The sequence below is a fragment of the Allobosea sp. OAE752 genome (genome assembly GCF_050433265.1).
In the GTDB taxonomy this organism is placed as follows: Bacteria; Pseudomonadota; Alphaproteobacteria; order Rhizobiales; family Beijerinckiaceae; genus Allobosea; species Allobosea spartocytisi.
Map to the genome: position 1 here is coordinate 215,816 of NZ_JBNPXO010000005.1, position 16,276 is coordinate 232,091.

Here is a 16,276-nt window from a genome sequence, read left to right on the forward strand (position 1 = left end):
TTGGCTTTTCCGGCCGACCGCCCTACATCGCCGGAATGCTGACGATCAACGACATCACCTATCGCCTCGGCGAGCGCCTGCTGCTCGACCACACCGGCGCCGCAATTCCCGATGGCGCGCGCGTCGGTTTCGTCGGTCGCAACGGCACCGGCAAGACGACGCTGTTCAAGATCATCACCGGTGATCTCGGCACCGAGAGCGGCAATATCAGCCTGCCGAAGGGCCGGCGCATCGGCGGCGTCGCGCAGGAAGCGCCAGGCGGGCCGGAATCGCTGATCGAGGTGGTGCTCGCCGCCGACATCGAGCGCACCGCCCTGATGAAGGAGAGCGAGACCGCGACCGATCCGCATCGCATCGCCGAGATCGAGACGCGGCTCGCCGATATCGGCGCCCATTCCGCGCCGGCCCGCGCCGCGATGGTGCTGCACGGGCTCGGCTTCAACGAGGAAGCGCAGCAGCGTCCCTGCTCCGATTTCTCGGGCGGCTGGCGCATGCGCGTCGCGCTGGCGGCGGTGCTGTTCTCGGAGCCCGACCTGCTGCTTCTCGACGAGCCGACCAACTATCTCGATCTCGAAGGCACGCTCTGGCTCTACGATTACCTCGAGCGCTATCCGCATACCGTGATCGTCATCAGCCATGATCGCGAATTGCTGGACACCTCGGTCGACCACATCATGCATCTCGACCAGGGCAAGCTCACGCTCTATCGCGGCGGCTATTCCTCCTTCGAGAAGCAGCGGGCCGAGAAGCAGATGCAGCTCGCCCGCGCCAAGGAGAAACAGGACGCCGAGCGCAAGCATCTCCAGGCCTTCGTCGACCGCTTCAAGGCCAAGGCTTCGAAGGCGCGGCAGGCGCAGTCGCGCGTCAAGCGGCTGGAGAAGATGGAGTCGATTGCGGCGATCGTCGACCGCGACGTCCAGCCCTTCGCCTTCCCGGGCCCCGAGAAGCCGCTCTCGCCGCCGATGATCGTGCTGGAGGATGCGAGCGCCGGCTATGGTGAGCGCAAGGTGCTGTCGCGGCTCAATCTCAGCCTCGCGCCGGACGATCGCATCGCGCTGCTCGGCTCCAACGGCAACGGCAAGTCGACGTTCTGCAAGCTGATCGGCGGCCGGCTCGACGCCATGTCCGGCGAGATGAAGAAGTCGAGCAAGCTGGAGACCGCCTATTTCGCCCAGCACCAGCTCGACGAATTGCGGATCGAGGATACGCCGGTCGGCCATCTACGCGACCTGATGCCGGATGCGCCTGAGGCAAAAGTGCGCTCCAAGGCGGCCCAGATCGGCTTCCCCGCGTCCAAGGCGGATACGCCGGTGAAGCTGCTCTCCGGCGGCGAGAAGGCACGGTTGATGCTCGGGCTCGCGACCTTCCACGGGCCGCATCTGCTGATCCTCGACGAGCCGACCAACCATCTCGACATCGACAGCCGCACGGCGCTGGTCAATGCGATCAACGACTATCCCGGCGCCGTCATGCTCGTCAGCCACGACCGCTTCCTGATCGAGGCCTGCGCCGACAGGCTCTGGCTGGTCGCGGGCGGGACTGTGAAGAATTTCGACGGCGACATGGACGACTACCGCACCTATGTGCTCGGCGCAGCCAAAGCCGAAAGGCGCGGCAAGCCGGCGCCGGAGGCCACTGCGAAGCCGAAAGCGGACGAGCGCAAGGAAGCGGCGACGAAGCGCGTGGCGCAAGGGCCGCTCCGGCAGAAGCTCAACCTCGCCGAGGCACGCATCGCCAAGCTGACGGGCCTCATCGAGAAGGTCGATGCCGCGCTCGCCAACGGCGCCTTTTCGCGCGAGCCCGACAAGGCGCTGCAGCTCTCCCGCCAGCGGGCCGAGCTGGCGGAAGCGCTCGCGGCGGCGGAGGAGGAGTGGCTGGTGCTGGGCGAGGAGCTGGAGAGCGCCTGAAGCACGCGCTTCGGGCCGAACGAACATGGTCCGAGCCAGGCACGCGTTTATCCGAGCAAGCGGCGCATGTCGTGCGCCCGTTCGCGGCGGCGTTTGCCTCTCTGAAACGACTATCGGGGCATGCTCGACGGGTTGCCCGGAGATCCGATGTGGAAACGTCCCTTTATCTACCCGTCAAACGCTTCCTCGAGGGCCTCGGCTATAGCGTCAAGGGCGAAATCGGGCATTGCGATCTCGTCGGGCTGCGGGATGACGATCCGGCCGTGGTGGTCATCGGCGAGCTCAAGCTGACGTTCAATCTGGAGCTCATTCTGCAGGGTGTGGACAGAATGAGCCTCGGCGACGAGATCTGGCTGGCCGCCCAGCTTTCCGCCAAGGGCAAGGGCCGCGAAAGCGATCCGCGATATCGCAATCTCTGCCGACGCCTCGGTTTTGGACTGCTGGGCGTCTCCTCATCCGGCCGCGTCGACGTCCTGGTGTCTCCCACCGCGCCGACGCCCCGGAAGGATCCGCGCCGGCGCTCGAGATTGGTCGAGGAGCATAAACGACGCCAGGGCGACCCCGCCGCCGGCGGAGGCACGCGCAAGCCGATCATGACGGCCTATCGCCAGCAGGCGCTCGCCTGCGCGGCAGCGATGACATCGGCGCCGCAACGGCCGCGCGATCTCAAGCGATCCTTCCCCGATGCCCAGAAGATCTTGCGCCGGAATGTCTATGGCTGGTTCGAGCGCTCCGAGCGCGGCGTCTACGCGCTGACCGAGACAGGCCGCAGCGCGTTGGCGACATGGCTGCCGGAGCCTCCTGCGGGCCAGGATGGCAGCGGAGTGGCTGCCTGAGGTCCGGGCATCCGCCATCGACGGCGCCGCAGCGAGCATCAAATGCCCGCTGCCCGCACCGGAGGCTGTCGCCTAGGCCGGCAGGACGACCACCTTCGTCTTGACCGGCGTGCGGTTGTAGAGGTGGATCATGTCCTGGCTGAGCAGGCCGACACAGCCGCTCGTGACCCCCGAGCCGATCGACTCGGGATCGCTCGACGCATAGATCGTGTAGAGCGTGTAGACGCCGTTCTGATAGAGATGGAGCGTGCGGGCGCCGAGCGGGTTGTCGAGGCCACCCGGCATGCCGCGGGCGTATTTGGCGGCCTCGGGCTGGCGCTTGATCATTTCCTTGGGCGGTGTCCAGGTCGCCCATTCGGACTTGCGCCCGACATAGGCGTCGCCGTTCCAGCGGAACCCGTCGCGGCCGACATTGGCGCCGTAGCGTGTGGCGGCCCCGTCTTCCTCGATGCGGTAAACGTAGTAATTGCCGGGATCGACGATGATCGTGCCGGGCGCTTCCTTGGTTTCGTAGCGCACGGTCTTGCGGAAATATTTCGGATCGACCTTGGTGACGTCGACCGCCGGGATCGGGAATTTCTCCTCAGGCACGGGCCCGTAGACCTTCTCCGCCTCGGCGAGGCTCATGCCGTCGGAGATCGCGCAACCGCCCAGCGTCAGCGCGCCGAGCCCCATGGCGGAGCCGGCCAGAAACGACCGGCGGTTGAGAAGCCCCGCGCGACGCTCCAGCAGAGCAATCTCGTCCATCTTGCCGGAATCGGCATTCCTACCGTCCATGATCATCTCTGGTCGCTTCCCATGTCCTGCTGCCCGACGAGAACATACGCCGGTCTAGTTCCGCTGAACGTCTTGTTGAATTGAGAGTGCCGTCACGGGGCTCCCCTGGCAAGCCCGGGGATGACGGCCGAGCGGACGCCGCTCAGCCCTCCCCGCCCGGCTTCACGATTCGGCCCAACCTGTTGTCGGTGAACAGATAAAGCTCGCGCCCGCCGGGCTCGGCATACAGCACCTGCACCTCGCGTTGGCCCTTGCCGCTCTCGCCGATCAGCACGTCGGTCGGGGCCTTGCCCTTGAGCTTGACCAGCTCGCATTCGGTGATGCCGGGCGCGATCTCCTTGGGAAGCGGCCGTGTCGAGGGGTCGAGCGAGACGCCGACGCTGCACTCGCCTTCCGGCGTCAGCACCGGCTCGCGCGTCGAGATGCCGGCGCTGCCGGTGGTGGTCGTCGTGGTGGTGACGCCACCCTTCGTCTCCGACTGGAAGGCGAAGCCGCCCATGTCGACCGAGCAGCCGCCGAGCGCCGCGGCGCAGAGGAACAGGACAGGCAGTCTCACGCTTTCTTCTCCCAGCGGCCGGCCTCGTCCTGCTGCCAGTAGCTGGCGGCATGTCCGGAAGCCCTCGCCTTCTTCCAATCCTCGCGAGCGGCACTGAGCGCCTCGGGATCGTCACCATCGAATATCAGAACGACGCGCTCGTAGTCTTGCATTGCGTCCGGAATGCGAACGCCATCCGCGCAGATTCTCACCTGCGCGGCATTGGGGTTATGCGCCTGCGTCGTCACCACGATCGGGTTCTTGGCCGCGTCGGCTTCCATCGCCGTGACATGCGGCAGGAAGCTCTCATCGGCATAGGTCCAGAGATGGTCGTCGACGACGCTCATCCGCTCCTGGCTGGAAACCTCGACCACGACCTTCTGACCACGCGCCAGCGCCCGGTCGAGGATGGTCGGCAGGACCTGCTCGAGCGGGCGCGACTGCAGATGGAAGAACAGGATCTCAGCCATAAAAACCCCTGCGACCCAAAACTTTACCGCTACTTCCTGAGAAAGCGAATCACCCTTCGTAATGGTCCTTCACCAGCCGGTCGAGCAGGCGCACCCCCCAGCCCGGTCCCCAGGAACGGTTGATCTCGCTGTCCTTGGCCGCCATGCCCGTGCCGGCGATGTCGAGATGGGCCCAGGGCGTGTCGTTGACGTGGCGCTGCAGGAACTGCGCTGCGGTGATCGAGCCGGCATAGCGGCCGGACGAGTTCTTCATGTCGGCGAATTTCGAATCGATCATCTTGTCGTAGGCCTTGCCGAGCGGCATGCGCCAGACCGTCTCGCCCGTCGCGAGGCCGGCCACCGTCAGGCGCTGCGCCAGCTCGTCGCTATTGGTGAAGAGGCCGGCATTCTCCTGCGCCAGCGCGACCAGGATCGCCCCCGTCAGCGTCGCCAGGTTGATCATGAAGCGCGGCTTGAAGCGGTCTTGCGCGTACCAGAGTACATCGGCCAGGACGAGCCGGCCCTCGGCGTCGGTGTTGATGATCTCAATGGTCTGGCCGGAGAGCGAGGTCACGATGTCGCCGGGGCGCTGGGCATTGCCGTCCGGCATGTTCTCGACGAGGCCGATCACGCCGATGGCGTTGACCTTCGCCTTGCGGGCCGCGAGCGCATGCATGAGACCGACGACGCAGGCCGCGCCTGCCATGTCGCCCTTCATGTCCTCCATGCCGGCGCCGGGCTTCAGCGAGATTCCGCCGGTGTCGAAGGTGACGCCCTTGCCGATGAAGGCGACCGGCTGCTCGTCCTTGCCGGCGCCGTTCCAGCGCATGACGACGACGCGGCTCTCGCGGCGCGAGCCCTGACCGACGCCGAGCAGTGCCCGCATGCCGATCTTCTTCAGATCCTTCTCGTCGAGAATCTCGACCTCGACGCCGAGCTTTTCGAGCTTCTTCGCACGATCGGCGAACTCCTCCGGATAAAGGACGTTCGGCGGCTCGTTGACGAGATCGCGTGCCAGAACGACACCGGCAGCGATGGCATCCGCCGCTTTCAGAGCCTTCTTCGCGGCCGCGGGATCGGCCACCCGGAGCGTGACCGCGATGGAGCCGGTCTCGTCCTTGTCCTTACTCTTCGTCTTGTAGCGGTCGAAGACATAGCTCCGCAGCCTGAGGCCCAGCGCCAGATCGGCGGCCTGTTTCGCCTCCACCATGCCCTCCGGCAGAGCGAGGACGATCTCCGCGCTACGACCGGCGGCAAGCCGGCCTGCGATCACTCCGCCGAGCTTCACGAAATCGAGTTCGCCGCGATCGGCGGCGGATCCGGTGCCGATCGCGATCAGCCGCTCATAGGCGGCGCCTTCGGGCGCAGGCAGCGTCAGCCCGGCATAGGCCTTGCCCTTGAAGCGCTCGGCGGCGGCCGCACGCGCGAGCAAAGCCTGCGCGCCCGGCCCCGCAGCCTCCTGCGCCGCTCCCGAAAGGGTCAGCGCATCGGAAACGAGGACGACGAGATCGTGCCCCTCGACCGTATCCGGGGCTTTGATCTCGAGCTTCAGGCGCTGCGACATGATCCGCTCACAATCTTGCGAAAATAGCTTGGAAGAGACAGTTGGAGGACACGGCGCGGACGATTCCCGTTTGCGCCGCAAATCCGCCTATACCATAGGGTGAGTTCGACGAACCACCTCGGGGCCCTTCGGTTCCCCGCCTGCCGGAAAGCAACGCGTGTTCCTGAACCGCCTCGACCGATACATCCTCAAGACCGCGGCGGGCGCGGCGATCGTGCTGCTGCTCGGCCTCACCGGCGTGATCTGGGTGACACAGGCGCTGCGCGAGGTCGACCTCATCACCGGCAAGGGCCAGACGGTCCTGATCTTCCTGACCGTGACCCTGCTCTCGCTGCCGGCGCTGGTCGCGGGTATCGCGCCGGTCGCGCTGTTCATGTCGACGCTCTACACGCTGAACAAGCTCAACGGCGATTCCGAGCTCATCGTCATGAACGCGGCCGGCATCGCGCCGCACCGCGTCACGCGCCCCTTCCTGGTCCTGACCGTGGCGACGGCCGTCGTCGTCGCCTGGATGACGGTGTCGGTGATGCCGGCAAGCTTCCGGATGCTGCGAGACCTCATCACTCTGATCCGGGCCGATTTCGTCACCAACGTCGTCAAGGAAGGCCAGTTCGTCTCGCTCGATTCCGGCGTGACCTTCCACTACCGCGAAAAGGTGGGCGACTCGCTGGTCGGCATCTTCATGCAGGACCGGCGCGACCCGACGCAGCCCTCGATCTACCTCGCCGAGCGGGGACGCACCGTCGAGGCGGAGGGCCAGAGCTTCCTGATGCTGGAAAAAGGCACGATCCAGCGCGAGGCCAAGAACACCAACACGACCTCGATCATCTCCTTCGAGCGCTACGCCCTCAATCTCTCGGCGCTGACCGGCGATCCGACCGGCGGGGCCGGCGAAGGCGACGGCGACAAGGTGGTCTACAAGCCGCGCGAGCGCTCGACCTGGGAGCTGATCAACCAGAACCCGAACGAGGCCTATTACAAGATCCAGGAAGGCCGGTTCCGGGCCGAGCTGCATAACCGCCTCTCGGCGCCGCTCTACCCCTTCGCCTTCATGCTGATCGCCTTCGCAGCCATCGGCGAGGCGCGCACCACGCGCCAGGGCCGCGCTCTGGCGATCCAGGCGGCGATCATGATCGTCGGCGCGACGCGCATCGCAGCCTATGCCGCCTGGACGGCGAGCGTGCGCTCGCCCGTCGCCGCCGCGATGCTCTATATCCTGCCTCTCCTCGCCATCATCCTGGCGGTAGCCCTCATCTATTACGGCGAGCGGCTGCGGCCCATCCTCGCCCGGCTGACGGCCCCGCTGACATTGCCGCTGGTCAATCTGGCGGCCCGGTTCCGGCGCGCCTGATGCTGCTCTTCACAACCCTCGGCCGTTATCTGACGCTGCGCTTCACCCGCGCGATCATCAGCGTGTTCGGCACCTTCTTTTTCCTGATCGGTACGCTCGACTTCGTCGAGCTGATGCGCCGGGCCGGCGACTCGCCGATCGCCACCACGCCGCGCATCATCATGCTGGCGCTCTATCGCGTTCCGAGCGTCGCCGAGCAGATCTTCCCCTTCGCGGCCTTGTTCGGCGGCATGTTCGCGCTGCTGACGCTGAGCCGGAAGCTCGAACTGGTCGTCGCCCGTTCGGTCGGCGTCTCGGCCTGGCAGTTCCTGCAGCCGGCGGCCGTGGTGGCGGGGGTGATCGGACTGATCTCGATCACGGTCTACAACCCGCTCGCCTCCGAGATGAAGCGCCGCGCCACCGCCCTCGAGACCCGGCTCTTCGTGCGCACCGGCGGACCGGCGGCCGCGAGCGTGCCGGAAATCTGGCTGCGGCAGAGCAGCGTCGACGGCCAGGCGATCATCCGTGCCGCCGGTGCCTTGCCGGACGAGGACGGGCTCTCGCAGGTCGCGATCTTCAACTTCAACCCGGACGGCTCCTTCAGGGACCGAATCGATGCCCGCCAGGCCATCCTGCGACCCGGGCACTGGCAGCTCTCCGATGCGCGTGTGATCTCCGCCTCGGAAGAGCCACAGAATTACAAGAACTACGATCTCGCGACGACGCTGGAGCCGGATCAGATGCGCCAAAGTTTCACACCGCCCGCGGCGGTCGGCTTCTGGTCCATGCCGACGGCCATCGAGCGGACGAAGCGCGCCGGCCTCGACACGACGCCTTATGAGCTGCGATATCAATCGCTTATGGCGCGCCCGCTGCTGCTGATCGCCATGGTGCTGGTGGCAGCATCCGTTTCTTTAAGATTTTTCCGCTTTGGTGGTGTCACGAAACTGGTGATCGCTGGCGTCGCGGCGGGGTTCGTGCTCTATGTGGCGACACAACTGTCGGAGGAACTCGGATCGTCGGGAATCGTCAATCCGGTCGTCGCGGCGTGGCTGCCCGCAGCATTGGGGACGATGCTGGGCGCTCTCGCCCTCCTCCATCAGGAAGACGGGTAAATCTTACTGTGCCTATGGTTAATTTTGCGTTTCACGGATGGGTCAAGGCGTGACGAGCGTGGCACGATTTGCTGCGGCGACGGCGCTTGCCTCCAGCCTCGCCTTCCTGCTGGCCGGCCCGGGCTTCGCCCAGGGCAAGCCCTCGGCAGGGGGCAAGCCGGCGGCGGGAGCCGCAGCGCCTGCCAAGCCGCAGGACCGCATGGTCGTCGATGCGCGTGAACTCGTCTACGACAACGACAAGAAGACCGTCGCCGCCGTCGGCGACGTGCAGATCCTTTATCAGGGCCGCACGATCGAAGCCGACAAGGTCATCTACGACCAGGCGAACAAGCGCGTCACGGCGATCGGCAATGCGCGCATCACCGAATCGAACGGTAGCGTCATCACCGGCGACCGCTTCAACCTGACCGACGATTTCCGTGACGGCTTCATCGATTCGCTCAGGGTGGTGAACCCCGATAAGACCCGCTTCTCGGCGCCCCGCGCCGAGCGGACGGACGGCGAGACCTTCGTCTTCGACAAGGGCATCTACACGGCCTGCGAGCCCTGCAAGGACAACCCGGAGCGGCCGCCGCTCTGGCAGGTCCGTGCGGCGCGCATCATCCACAAGAAGTCCGAGCAGACCATCTATTACGAGGATGCCCGCGTCGAATTCGCCGGCATCCCGATGGCCTATATCCCCTACATGTCGGGGCCGGATTCGACGGTGAAGCGCAAGACCGGCTTCCTGGCGCCAAAATTCATCAATACCGGGGCTCTCGGCTTCGGCGTCGGGCTGCCCTATTTCCTCAATCTCGCGCCGAATTACGACCTCACGCTGACGCCGACCTTCCTCACGCGCCAAGGCGTGCTGGGACAGGTCGAGTGGCGCCACCGGCTGCTGAACGGCTCCTACACGATCCGCGCCTCCGGCATCTTCCAGCAGGACAAGGGAGCCTTCGTCGCAGGCCCGCTCGGTCCCGGCGACGACAGCTTCCGCGGATCGGTCGAGACGACCGGCAAGTTCTACATCAACCCGCGCTGGACCGTCGGCTGGAACGCCGCCATGTCGACGGATCGCTGGTTCTACAAGAACTACCGCATCCTGAACGAGAGCTTCAGCAACACCACCTATCTGCAGGAATCGATCTCGACGGCCTATCTGAACGGCCAGAGCCCGACCGCCTGGTTCGACCTGCGCGGCTACTATTTCCAGCCGCTCAACTATCAGGACTGGCAGAAGCAGCAGCCCGTGGTGCTGCCGGTGCTGGACTACGACAAGCGCATCCACAAGCCGTCCTTCCTGGGCGGCGAGCTGGAGTTCAACGTCAACGTCACCAGCCTGACCCGCGATACGGCCGCCTTCACCCAGCTGCCCGCACAGAAGAACTATCTGATCACCACACCGGGCTATTCGCTCTATGACGGGTGCGCGGTCTACGACAAGAACAACTGCCTCGTGCGCGGGCTGGCAGGCAACGTGTCCCGCGCGACCGCGCAGGTCTCGTGGCGGCGCAACATCATCGATCCGATCGGGCAGATCTGGACGCCCTATGCCTCGCTGCGGGCCGACGTCTTCGCGATCAACCCGGATACCAGCGGCATCATCAATTCGCGCGTCTCGACGATCGCCGACAGCTCGGACGAGGTCTTCGGCCGGGTGATGCCGGCGATCGGCCTGATGTACCGCTACCCCTTCGTCGCCAAGACCGACTGGGGCACGCATATCATCGAGCCGGTGGCGCAGATCGTCGCCCGCCCGAACGAGACGAACAGCCTGCGGATCGCCAACGAGGATTCGCAGAGCCTCGTCTTCGACGCCAACAACCTGTTCGAATGGCAGGGCAAGTTCTCCGGCTACGACCGCGTCGAGGGCGGCACGCGCGCCAATGTCGGCGCGCTCTATACCGGTCGCTTCGGCAAGGAAGCCTATGCCAACCTCCTGGTCGGCCAGTCGTTCCAGCTCGGCGGGCGCAATTCCTACGCGACCGGCGACCTGCTCAATACCGGCCTCGATTCCGGTCTCCAGACGGCGAGCTCCGACATCGTTGCCCGGGCGCAGATCTCTCCGATGAAGGGCTTCTTCCTGACCGGTGCCACGCGCCTGAACTCGACGACCTTCGAGGCGCAGCGCATCGATGCCGCGGCGACCTATTCGACCGGCGTCGTCACGGCCTCGGTCGGCTATGCCCGCTACGAGCCGCAGCCGGATCTCGGCATCCCCCGCCGCCGCGAAGGCCTTTCGCTGAACGGCTCCCTGCTCGTCACCCCGAACTGGCGCGTCAGGGCCGGCGTGCTGTTCGACCTCGACAAGTACAAATACGACCGCGAGCTCTGGCGGAACGCCTATGCCGCCGCCCTGGCGGCGTCGACGGCCATCCCGGCCTATCCGACGACCGGTCCGTTCCAGACCGCCTCGACCTCGCTCGGCATCAACTACACCGACGAATGCACGGTCTTCGACGTCAGCTACTCGCAAAGCTATGCCGACCGGCAGGCCGGCGCGACGAAGGATACGCGCACCGTCATGTTCCGGCTCGAGCTGCGGACTCTGGGCGAGATCAGCTATTCCCAGAACCTCGGCGGAACCTCGACCGGCGACGGCGTGGGCGGCTCGAACTAGAACGCGTGATCCCATCGATATCTGAGAGGCGGATGCACCGATCGGGTTGTTTCGACCTGATCGGATCCGGCTCAAGCAAAGCGACGCGGGCAGCCCTATGGCCCGCGCTTCCGCGACATCGGAGCGTCCCTTGCCGACCCTGCCGCTAGCGCTGACCCAGGGCGACCCCGCCGGCATCGGGCCGGAACTCAGCCTGCGTGCCTGGCAAGAACGCAAAGAGCGCGCGCTGCCGGCCTTCGCCTGCATCGCGAATGCGGAGCAGCTCGCGCGAACCGCCGAGCGGCTTGGATGGCCGATCCCAATCCGGGAATGCTCCTGGGAGGAGGCCCCCGCGGTTTTCCAAGAGGCGTTGCCGGTGATCCCGCTCGCACAGGCGGTCGATGTCCTGCCCGGCAGGCCCGATGCCGTTTCGGCTGCGGCCACGATTGCCTCGATCGACCGGGCCGTGGCGGCGGTCCGGGCCGGACAGGCTGGCGCAGTCGTAACCAATCCAATCGCGAAATCAGTGCTTTACGCGGCCGGCTTCAAGCATCCCGGACATACGGAATATCTCGCTCATCTCGCAGCCGAGGGCGGGGTCGAGCCTCTGCCGGTGATGATGCTGTGGTGCGAGGAGCTCGCCGTCATCCCGGTCACGATCCATGTGCCGCTGCAACGGGTGCCGGAGCTGCTGACGACGAAGCTTATCGTCGACACGGCCCGGATTGTCGCGGCGGGTCTGCGTCAACAATTCGGTATCGCCAGCCCCCGGCTCGCCCTCAGCGGATTGAACCCGCATGCCGGCGAGAACGGAACGATGGGGCGCGAGGACGAGGACATCGTGAAGCCGGCCATCGCGCAGCTCCAGGCCGAGGGTATCGATGCGCGCGGGCCCTATCCGGCCGATACGATGTTCCATGCGCGGGCGCGGGCGGGCTACGACGCGGCGCTGGCGATGTATCACGACCAGGCGCTGATCCCGATCAAGACCATCGCCTTCGACGAGGGCGTCAACGTCACGCTCGGCCTGCCCTTCATCCGGACCTCTCCCGATCACGGCACGGCCTTCGACATCGCCGGGCGCGGCATTGCGAGGCCTGACAGCCTCTGCGCCGCTCTGCGGCTTGCCGCGCGCATGGCCGGACGGCGGGACGCGGCCCATGAGGCGGCGGGCCAGCCATGAGCCAGATCGACGATCTGCCGCCGCTGCGCGAGGTGGTGGAGCGCCACGGGCTGATGGCCCAGAAAGCGCTCGGCCAGAACTTCCTGTTCGATCTCAACCTGACGAGCCGGATCGCCCGCTCCGCCGGCCCGCTCGACGGCGAGACGATCGTCGAGATCGGCCCCGGCCCCGGTGGCCTGACCCGCGCCTTGCTCGCCAACGGGGCGGGCCGGGTCATCGCCATCGAACGCGACCGGCGCTGCCTGCCGGCGCTGGCCGAGATCGCGGCGCGCTATCCGGGGCGGCTGGAGGTCGTCGATGGCGATGCGCTTGCCGTCGATCTCTCGTCCCATCTGAAGGGCGAACGCGCCCGCATCGTCGCAAACCTGCCCTATAATATCGGCACGCCGCTGCTGGTGGGTTGGCTCAGTCTCGAGCCCTGGCCGTCCTGGTGGAGCTCGCTCACGCTGATGTTCCAGCGCGAGGTCGCCGAGCGCATCGTCGCCTCGCCGGAAGAGCGGGCGGATTACGGCCGGCTCGCCGTGCTGGCGAACTGGCGCTGCCGGACGAAGATCCTGTTCGACGTGCCGCGCGACGCCTTCGTGCCGCCGCCGAAGATCACCTCCTCGGTGGTCCAGCTCCTGCCGCGCGAGGAGCCGGAACCGTGCGACCGGCGCCTGCTGGAGCGGGTGACGCTCGCCGCGTTCGGCCAGCGCCGCAAGATGCTGCGACAGAGCCTGAAGGCCGTGCTGCCGGACCCGGCGCCCATCCTCGCGGCGGCCGGCCTCGCCGAGACGGCGCGGGCGGAGGAAGTGCCGGTTTCCGGCTTCGTGCGACTCGCGAACGCGCTCGCCGCAGAGCTTCAGGGCAGCTCCTCGGCCAGAAGCTGATCGACGAAGGCACCGAGCCCCACCGCGCGGCTGCGCTTGAGGCGCTCTGCCGTCAGGATCGCCTTGATCGACTCGTAGGCTGCGTCGAGATCGTCATTGACGATGACGTAGTCGTACTGGCTCCAGCGCGCGATCTCGTCGCGGGCATTGGCCAGCCGCTTGGCGATGACCTCCGGCGCATCCTCGGCCCGGCGCACGAGGCGCGAGCGCAGCTCCGCCATCGACGGCGGCAGGATGAAGATCGTCACCACGTCGGCGCGCGCCTTCTTGACGATCTGCTGCGTGCCTTGCCAATCGATGTCGAACAACACGTCGCGCCCGGCCGCCAGCGAAGCCTCGACCTCCTTGCGCGGCGTGCCGTAGCCGTTGCCGTGGACCTCGGCCCATTCCAGCAGGTCGTTATGCTGGCGCATGGCGTCGAAGGCGTTGCGGTCGATGAAACGGTAATGCACGCCGTCGATCTCGGACGGGCGCCGCGGCCGCGTCGTCACGGAGATCGAGAGGTCGAGATTGTTCTCGCTCTTGAGGTTACGGGTGAGCGTCGTCTTGCCGGCGCCCGAGGGCGAGGACAGGATCAGCATGAGGCCGCGTCGGGCCGGGCGATGGCTCTCGGCCGTCATCTCTCACTCCACATTCTGGACCTGCTCGCGCATCTGGTCGACGACCGTGCGCAAGTCGAGGCCGATCCGCGAGAGGCCGGGGTCGTTCGCCTTGGCGCAGAGCGTCGAGGCCTCACGGCCGAATTCCTGGGAGAGGAAATCGAGCTTGCGGCCGATGGGACCGCCCTTCGCCAGGAGCTCCCGCAACGCCCCGACATGGGCATGGAGGCGGTCGATCTCCTCGCGGATATCGGAGCGAACCGCGACGAGCGCAGCCTCCTGATGCAGGCGTTGCGGATCGAGCCCGTTGGCCGCGCCCAGCAGGGCTTCGACCTGGGCGGCAATCCGGGCACGGATGGCCTCCGGGCTGCGGGCAGGATGTCGCTCGGCTTCCGTCGTCAGGCGCGAGATCGTCTCGACCTGGCCGAGCACGATCGTCTCCAGCGCCCGTCCCTCGGCGGAACGGGCCTCCTTCAGCGCCTCGGCAATCGATTCGAGGCCGGCGAGTGCCGGCTTCTCGATGGCGCCGAGCGCATCCTGAGCCTCATCGGCGTATTCGACCACGCCGCGGATGCCGAGCAGCCCGTCGAAGGTCGGCGGATTGATGCCAGCAGCCGGCGGCAGCTTCTCAATGGCCTCCAGCAGGGCCGCAAGCACCGTCTCGTTGACGCGGGGGCGCGGCGGCCCTGCATCGCTGGTCACGGAGAGGTTGACGTGGAGCGTGCCGCGCGAGAAGGCGCTCGTCAGGCGCTTGCGGGCCGCCTCGGCCAGCACCTCGAAACCGGGCGGAACCCGCACGCGCAGATCAAGTCCCCGGCCGTTGACGCTGCGGATTTCCCAGGCCCAGGCGTGAACGCCGGCTGTCCCCGCCGCGCGGGCAAAGCCCGTCATGCTCTCGATGCCCATTCAATCCCCGCTTTGCGATCCGCTTGCCGCCACCCTGCCGGGCGCAATGCGGCGGGACCGTAGTGGCGCGCCGCAGCCATCGCAAGCATAGCGGCGCGGAAGATGGGGACGGCGAGCCGTCCCGGGAATGTCTCAGGGCATCTTGAGCTGCGGCAACTGCTTGGGCGAGTTGAGATCGAAGGTCTTGTTCAGCAGCGGATCGCGCGGGGTGCCTTCCGAGGCGTCGAAAGCCCGGGCTCGGGTGCCCGCCACGCCGCCGGCCGGCAGGGCGACAGGAGCCGAGCCGTCGCCCGCGGCGACTGGCTGTGCGCTCGCCGGCGCCTCGGTGCGGTTGTCGGGGCCCGCAGGCGGCTCGACCTTGTCGACGCTGTCCGCCGGGGGCTTGCCGGTCTGCTGCTGGCGCGTCGTTTCGATCTGGCGCCAGCGGCCGACATTGCGGTTGTGCTGGTCGAGCGTCTCGGCGAAGACATGGCCGCCCGTGCCGTCGGCGACGAAGAAGAGCTCCTTCGTGCGCGAATGATTGACCACCGCCTCCATCGCGGCGCGGCCAGGATTGGCGATCGGTCCCGGCGGCAGACCGGGGATGACATAGGTGTTGTAAGGCGTCGCCTGTGTGATCTCGTTGCGCTGGATCGGGCGGCCGAGCGTGCCCTTGCCGCCGACGAGGCCGTAGACGATCGTCGGGTCGGACTGCAGCCGCATCTTCTGGTTCAGGCGGTTGATGAAGACCCCGGCGACGCGCGGACGCTCATCGGCGCGGCCGGTCTCCTTCTCCACGATCGAAGCCAGGATGACGAGATCCTGCGGTGTCTTGATCGGCAGGTCGGCGGGGCGACGCTCCCAGATCCGGCTGAGGATCACACGCTGGTCGCGCGCCATGCGGTCGAGGATGGCCTGCCGCGAGAAGCCGCGCGGGAAACGATAGGTGTCGGGCAGGATCGAGCCTTCCTTCGGCACCTGGGTGATGTCGCCGGTCAGGAGATCGTTCTCGCGCAGGCGCTCGACGATCTGCTCGCTGGTCAGCCCCTCGGGAATGGTGACCGAATGCTCGACCACCTTGCCGCTCGAAATGATGCCGAGGATCTCCTGCGGGCTGACGCGCGCCTTGAACAGGTATTCGCCGGCCTGGAGCTTGTGCCAGTCACCGCCGATGATGGCGGCGATGCGGAAGGTGAGCGGATGCTCGATCAGCCCTTCGCGCTGCAGAAGCTCGGCGATCTCAGTGAGCCCACTCTCCTTCGGGATGATCAGCGCGCGGTCGCTTGCCAGCGGACCCGGCGACTTGCTCTGGTTGGAGACGATGGCGATGCCGGCCCCGACCACGCCGGCGCCGACGAGGGCGAGCGTGAACAAGCCGCTCAGCATGGAGAGGAACGGGCTGCGTCGCCGGTGGCGCACCTTCGGCGGCGGCGCCGGTGGCGCTACGGGCTTGAGGGCCTCGCTCGGGCTTTTTGGGGCGACGCGGGGCGTATCGTTCACAGTTTCAGCGCTCGCAGCACGGGATAGACGACCTCGGCACGATGCGTTCTCCGCATCGTGCCGGATGAAGAACCGGGCATATCGGCTCCGGGGCCGCATTAGAGCCGGTTTCGTCGCCGCTGTGAACGCGGAATCACGCCTTCAGC

The 16,276-nt window shown here is 66.8% G+C and carries 14 protein-coding genes; 7 read left to right on the plus strand and 7 right to left on the minus strand.

The genetic code is table 11. The features are described from left to right. The first annotated feature begins 35 nt into the window (after positions 1-35). Positions 36-1,907, plus strand: a complete 1,872-nt coding sequence (locus GGC47_RS15090; RefSeq protein ID WP_112762368.1) for an ABC-F family ATP-binding cassette domain-containing protein — start codon at positions 36-38, stop codon at positions 1,905-1,907. 149 nt (positions 1,908-2,056) lie between these two features. After that, the gene (locus tag GGC47_RS15095) at positions 2,057-2,743 is read left to right on the plus strand and encodes a DUF2161 domain-containing phosphodiesterase (RefSeq protein WP_038367605.1); all 687 of its coding nucleotides are present in this window, start codon (positions 2,057-2,059) and stop codon (positions 2,741-2,743) included. 72 nt (positions 2,744-2,815) lie between these two features. Here the strand turns inward: GGC47_RS15095 and GGC47_RS15100 are convergent, their stop codons facing one another. The 4 genes from GGC47_RS15100 to GGC47_RS15115 form a co-directional block, all read right to left on the minus strand. Continuing rightward, positions 2,816-3,526: a L,D-transpeptidase family protein gene (locus tag GGC47_RS15100; RefSeq protein ID WP_038367608.1), complete on the minus strand. Its 711-nt coding sequence runs from the start codon at positions 3,524-3,526 to the stop codon at positions 2,816-2,818. Positions 3,527-3,662: 136 nt separating this feature from the next. Continuing rightward, positions 3,663-4,076 (minus strand): hypothetical protein, encoded by a 414-nt coding sequence (locus GGC47_RS15105; protein ID WP_248311265.1) that lies wholly within the window; start codon positions 4,074-4,076, stop codon positions 3,663-3,665. Further along, positions 4,073-4,525, minus strand: a complete 453-nt coding sequence (locus GGC47_RS15110) for a DNA polymerase III subunit chi (protein WP_038367611.1) — start codon at positions 4,523-4,525, stop codon at positions 4,073-4,075. The genes GGC47_RS15105 and GGC47_RS15110 overlap by 4 nt, the downstream gene beginning before the upstream one ends. A gap of 49 nt (positions 4,526-4,574) precedes the next feature. After that, entirely contained in the window at positions 4,575-6,068 is a 1,494-nt protein-coding gene (locus tag GGC47_RS15115) for a leucyl aminopeptidase (RefSeq protein ID WP_142020843.1), read from the minus strand. Positions 6,069-6,225: 157 nt separating this feature from the next. Between GGC47_RS15115 and lptF the strand changes: the two genes are divergently transcribed. The 5 genes from lptF (at position 6,226) to rsmA (ending at position 13,146) form a co-directional block, all read left to right on the plus strand. Continuing rightward, the gene (gene lptF, locus GGC47_RS15120) at positions 6,226-7,419 is read left to right on the plus strand and encodes an LPS export ABC transporter permease LptF (protein WP_370954228.1); all 1,194 of its coding nucleotides are present in this window, start codon (positions 6,226-6,228) and stop codon (positions 7,417-7,419) included. Continuing rightward, complete coding sequence (gene lptG / locus GGC47_RS15125) at positions 7,419-8,513, plus strand: LPS export ABC transporter permease LptG (protein ID WP_038367618.1); 1,095 nt, start codon at positions 7,419-7,421, stop codon at positions 8,511-8,513. The genes lptF and lptG overlap by 1 nt, the downstream gene beginning before the upstream one ends. Before the next feature lie 49 nt (positions 8,514-8,562). Beyond that, entirely contained in the window at positions 8,563-11,115 is a 2,553-nt protein-coding gene (locus tag GGC47_RS15130) for an LPS-assembly protein LptD (protein WP_370954227.1), read from the plus strand. A 130-nt stretch (positions 11,116-11,245) separates the two neighbouring features. Next, the gene (gene pdxA / locus GGC47_RS15135; RefSeq protein WP_370954226.1) at positions 11,246-12,277 is read left to right on the plus strand and encodes a 4-hydroxythreonine-4-phosphate dehydrogenase PdxA; all 1,032 of its coding nucleotides are present in this window, start codon (positions 11,246-11,248) and stop codon (positions 12,275-12,277) included. Then, a complete protein-coding gene (rsmA, locus tag GGC47_RS15140; RefSeq protein WP_038367624.1) occupies positions 12,274-13,146 on the plus strand; it encodes a 16S rRNA (adenine(1518)-N(6)/adenine(1519)-N(6))-dimethyltransferase RsmA in 873 nt (290 codons plus the stop codon). Before pdxA ends, rsmA begins: the two co-directional genes overlap by 4 nt. Here the strand turns inward: rsmA and gmk are convergent. From gmk to mltG, 3 genes are all read right to left on the minus strand, one after another. Next, positions 13,119-13,766, minus strand: a complete 648-nt coding sequence (gene gmk, locus GGC47_RS15145; protein WP_038367626.1) for a guanylate kinase — start codon at positions 13,764-13,766, stop codon at positions 13,119-13,121. The genes rsmA and gmk overlap by 28 nt on opposite strands. 3 nt (positions 13,767-13,769) lie before the next feature. After that, positions 13,770-14,651 carry a YicC/YloC family endoribonuclease gene (locus tag GGC47_RS15150; protein WP_142020839.1) on the minus strand — a complete coding sequence of 294 codons (882 nt, stop codon included), beginning with the start codon at positions 14,649-14,651 and terminating at the stop codon, positions 13,770-13,772. Positions 14,652-14,783: 132 nt separating this feature from the next. Beyond that, on the minus strand, positions 14,784-16,130 hold the full coding sequence (gene mltG, locus GGC47_RS15155; RefSeq protein WP_260368330.1) for an endolytic transglycosylase MltG: 1,347 nt from the start codon (positions 16,128-16,130) through the stop codon (positions 14,784-14,786). Positions 16,131-16,276: the final 146 nt, after the last annotated feature.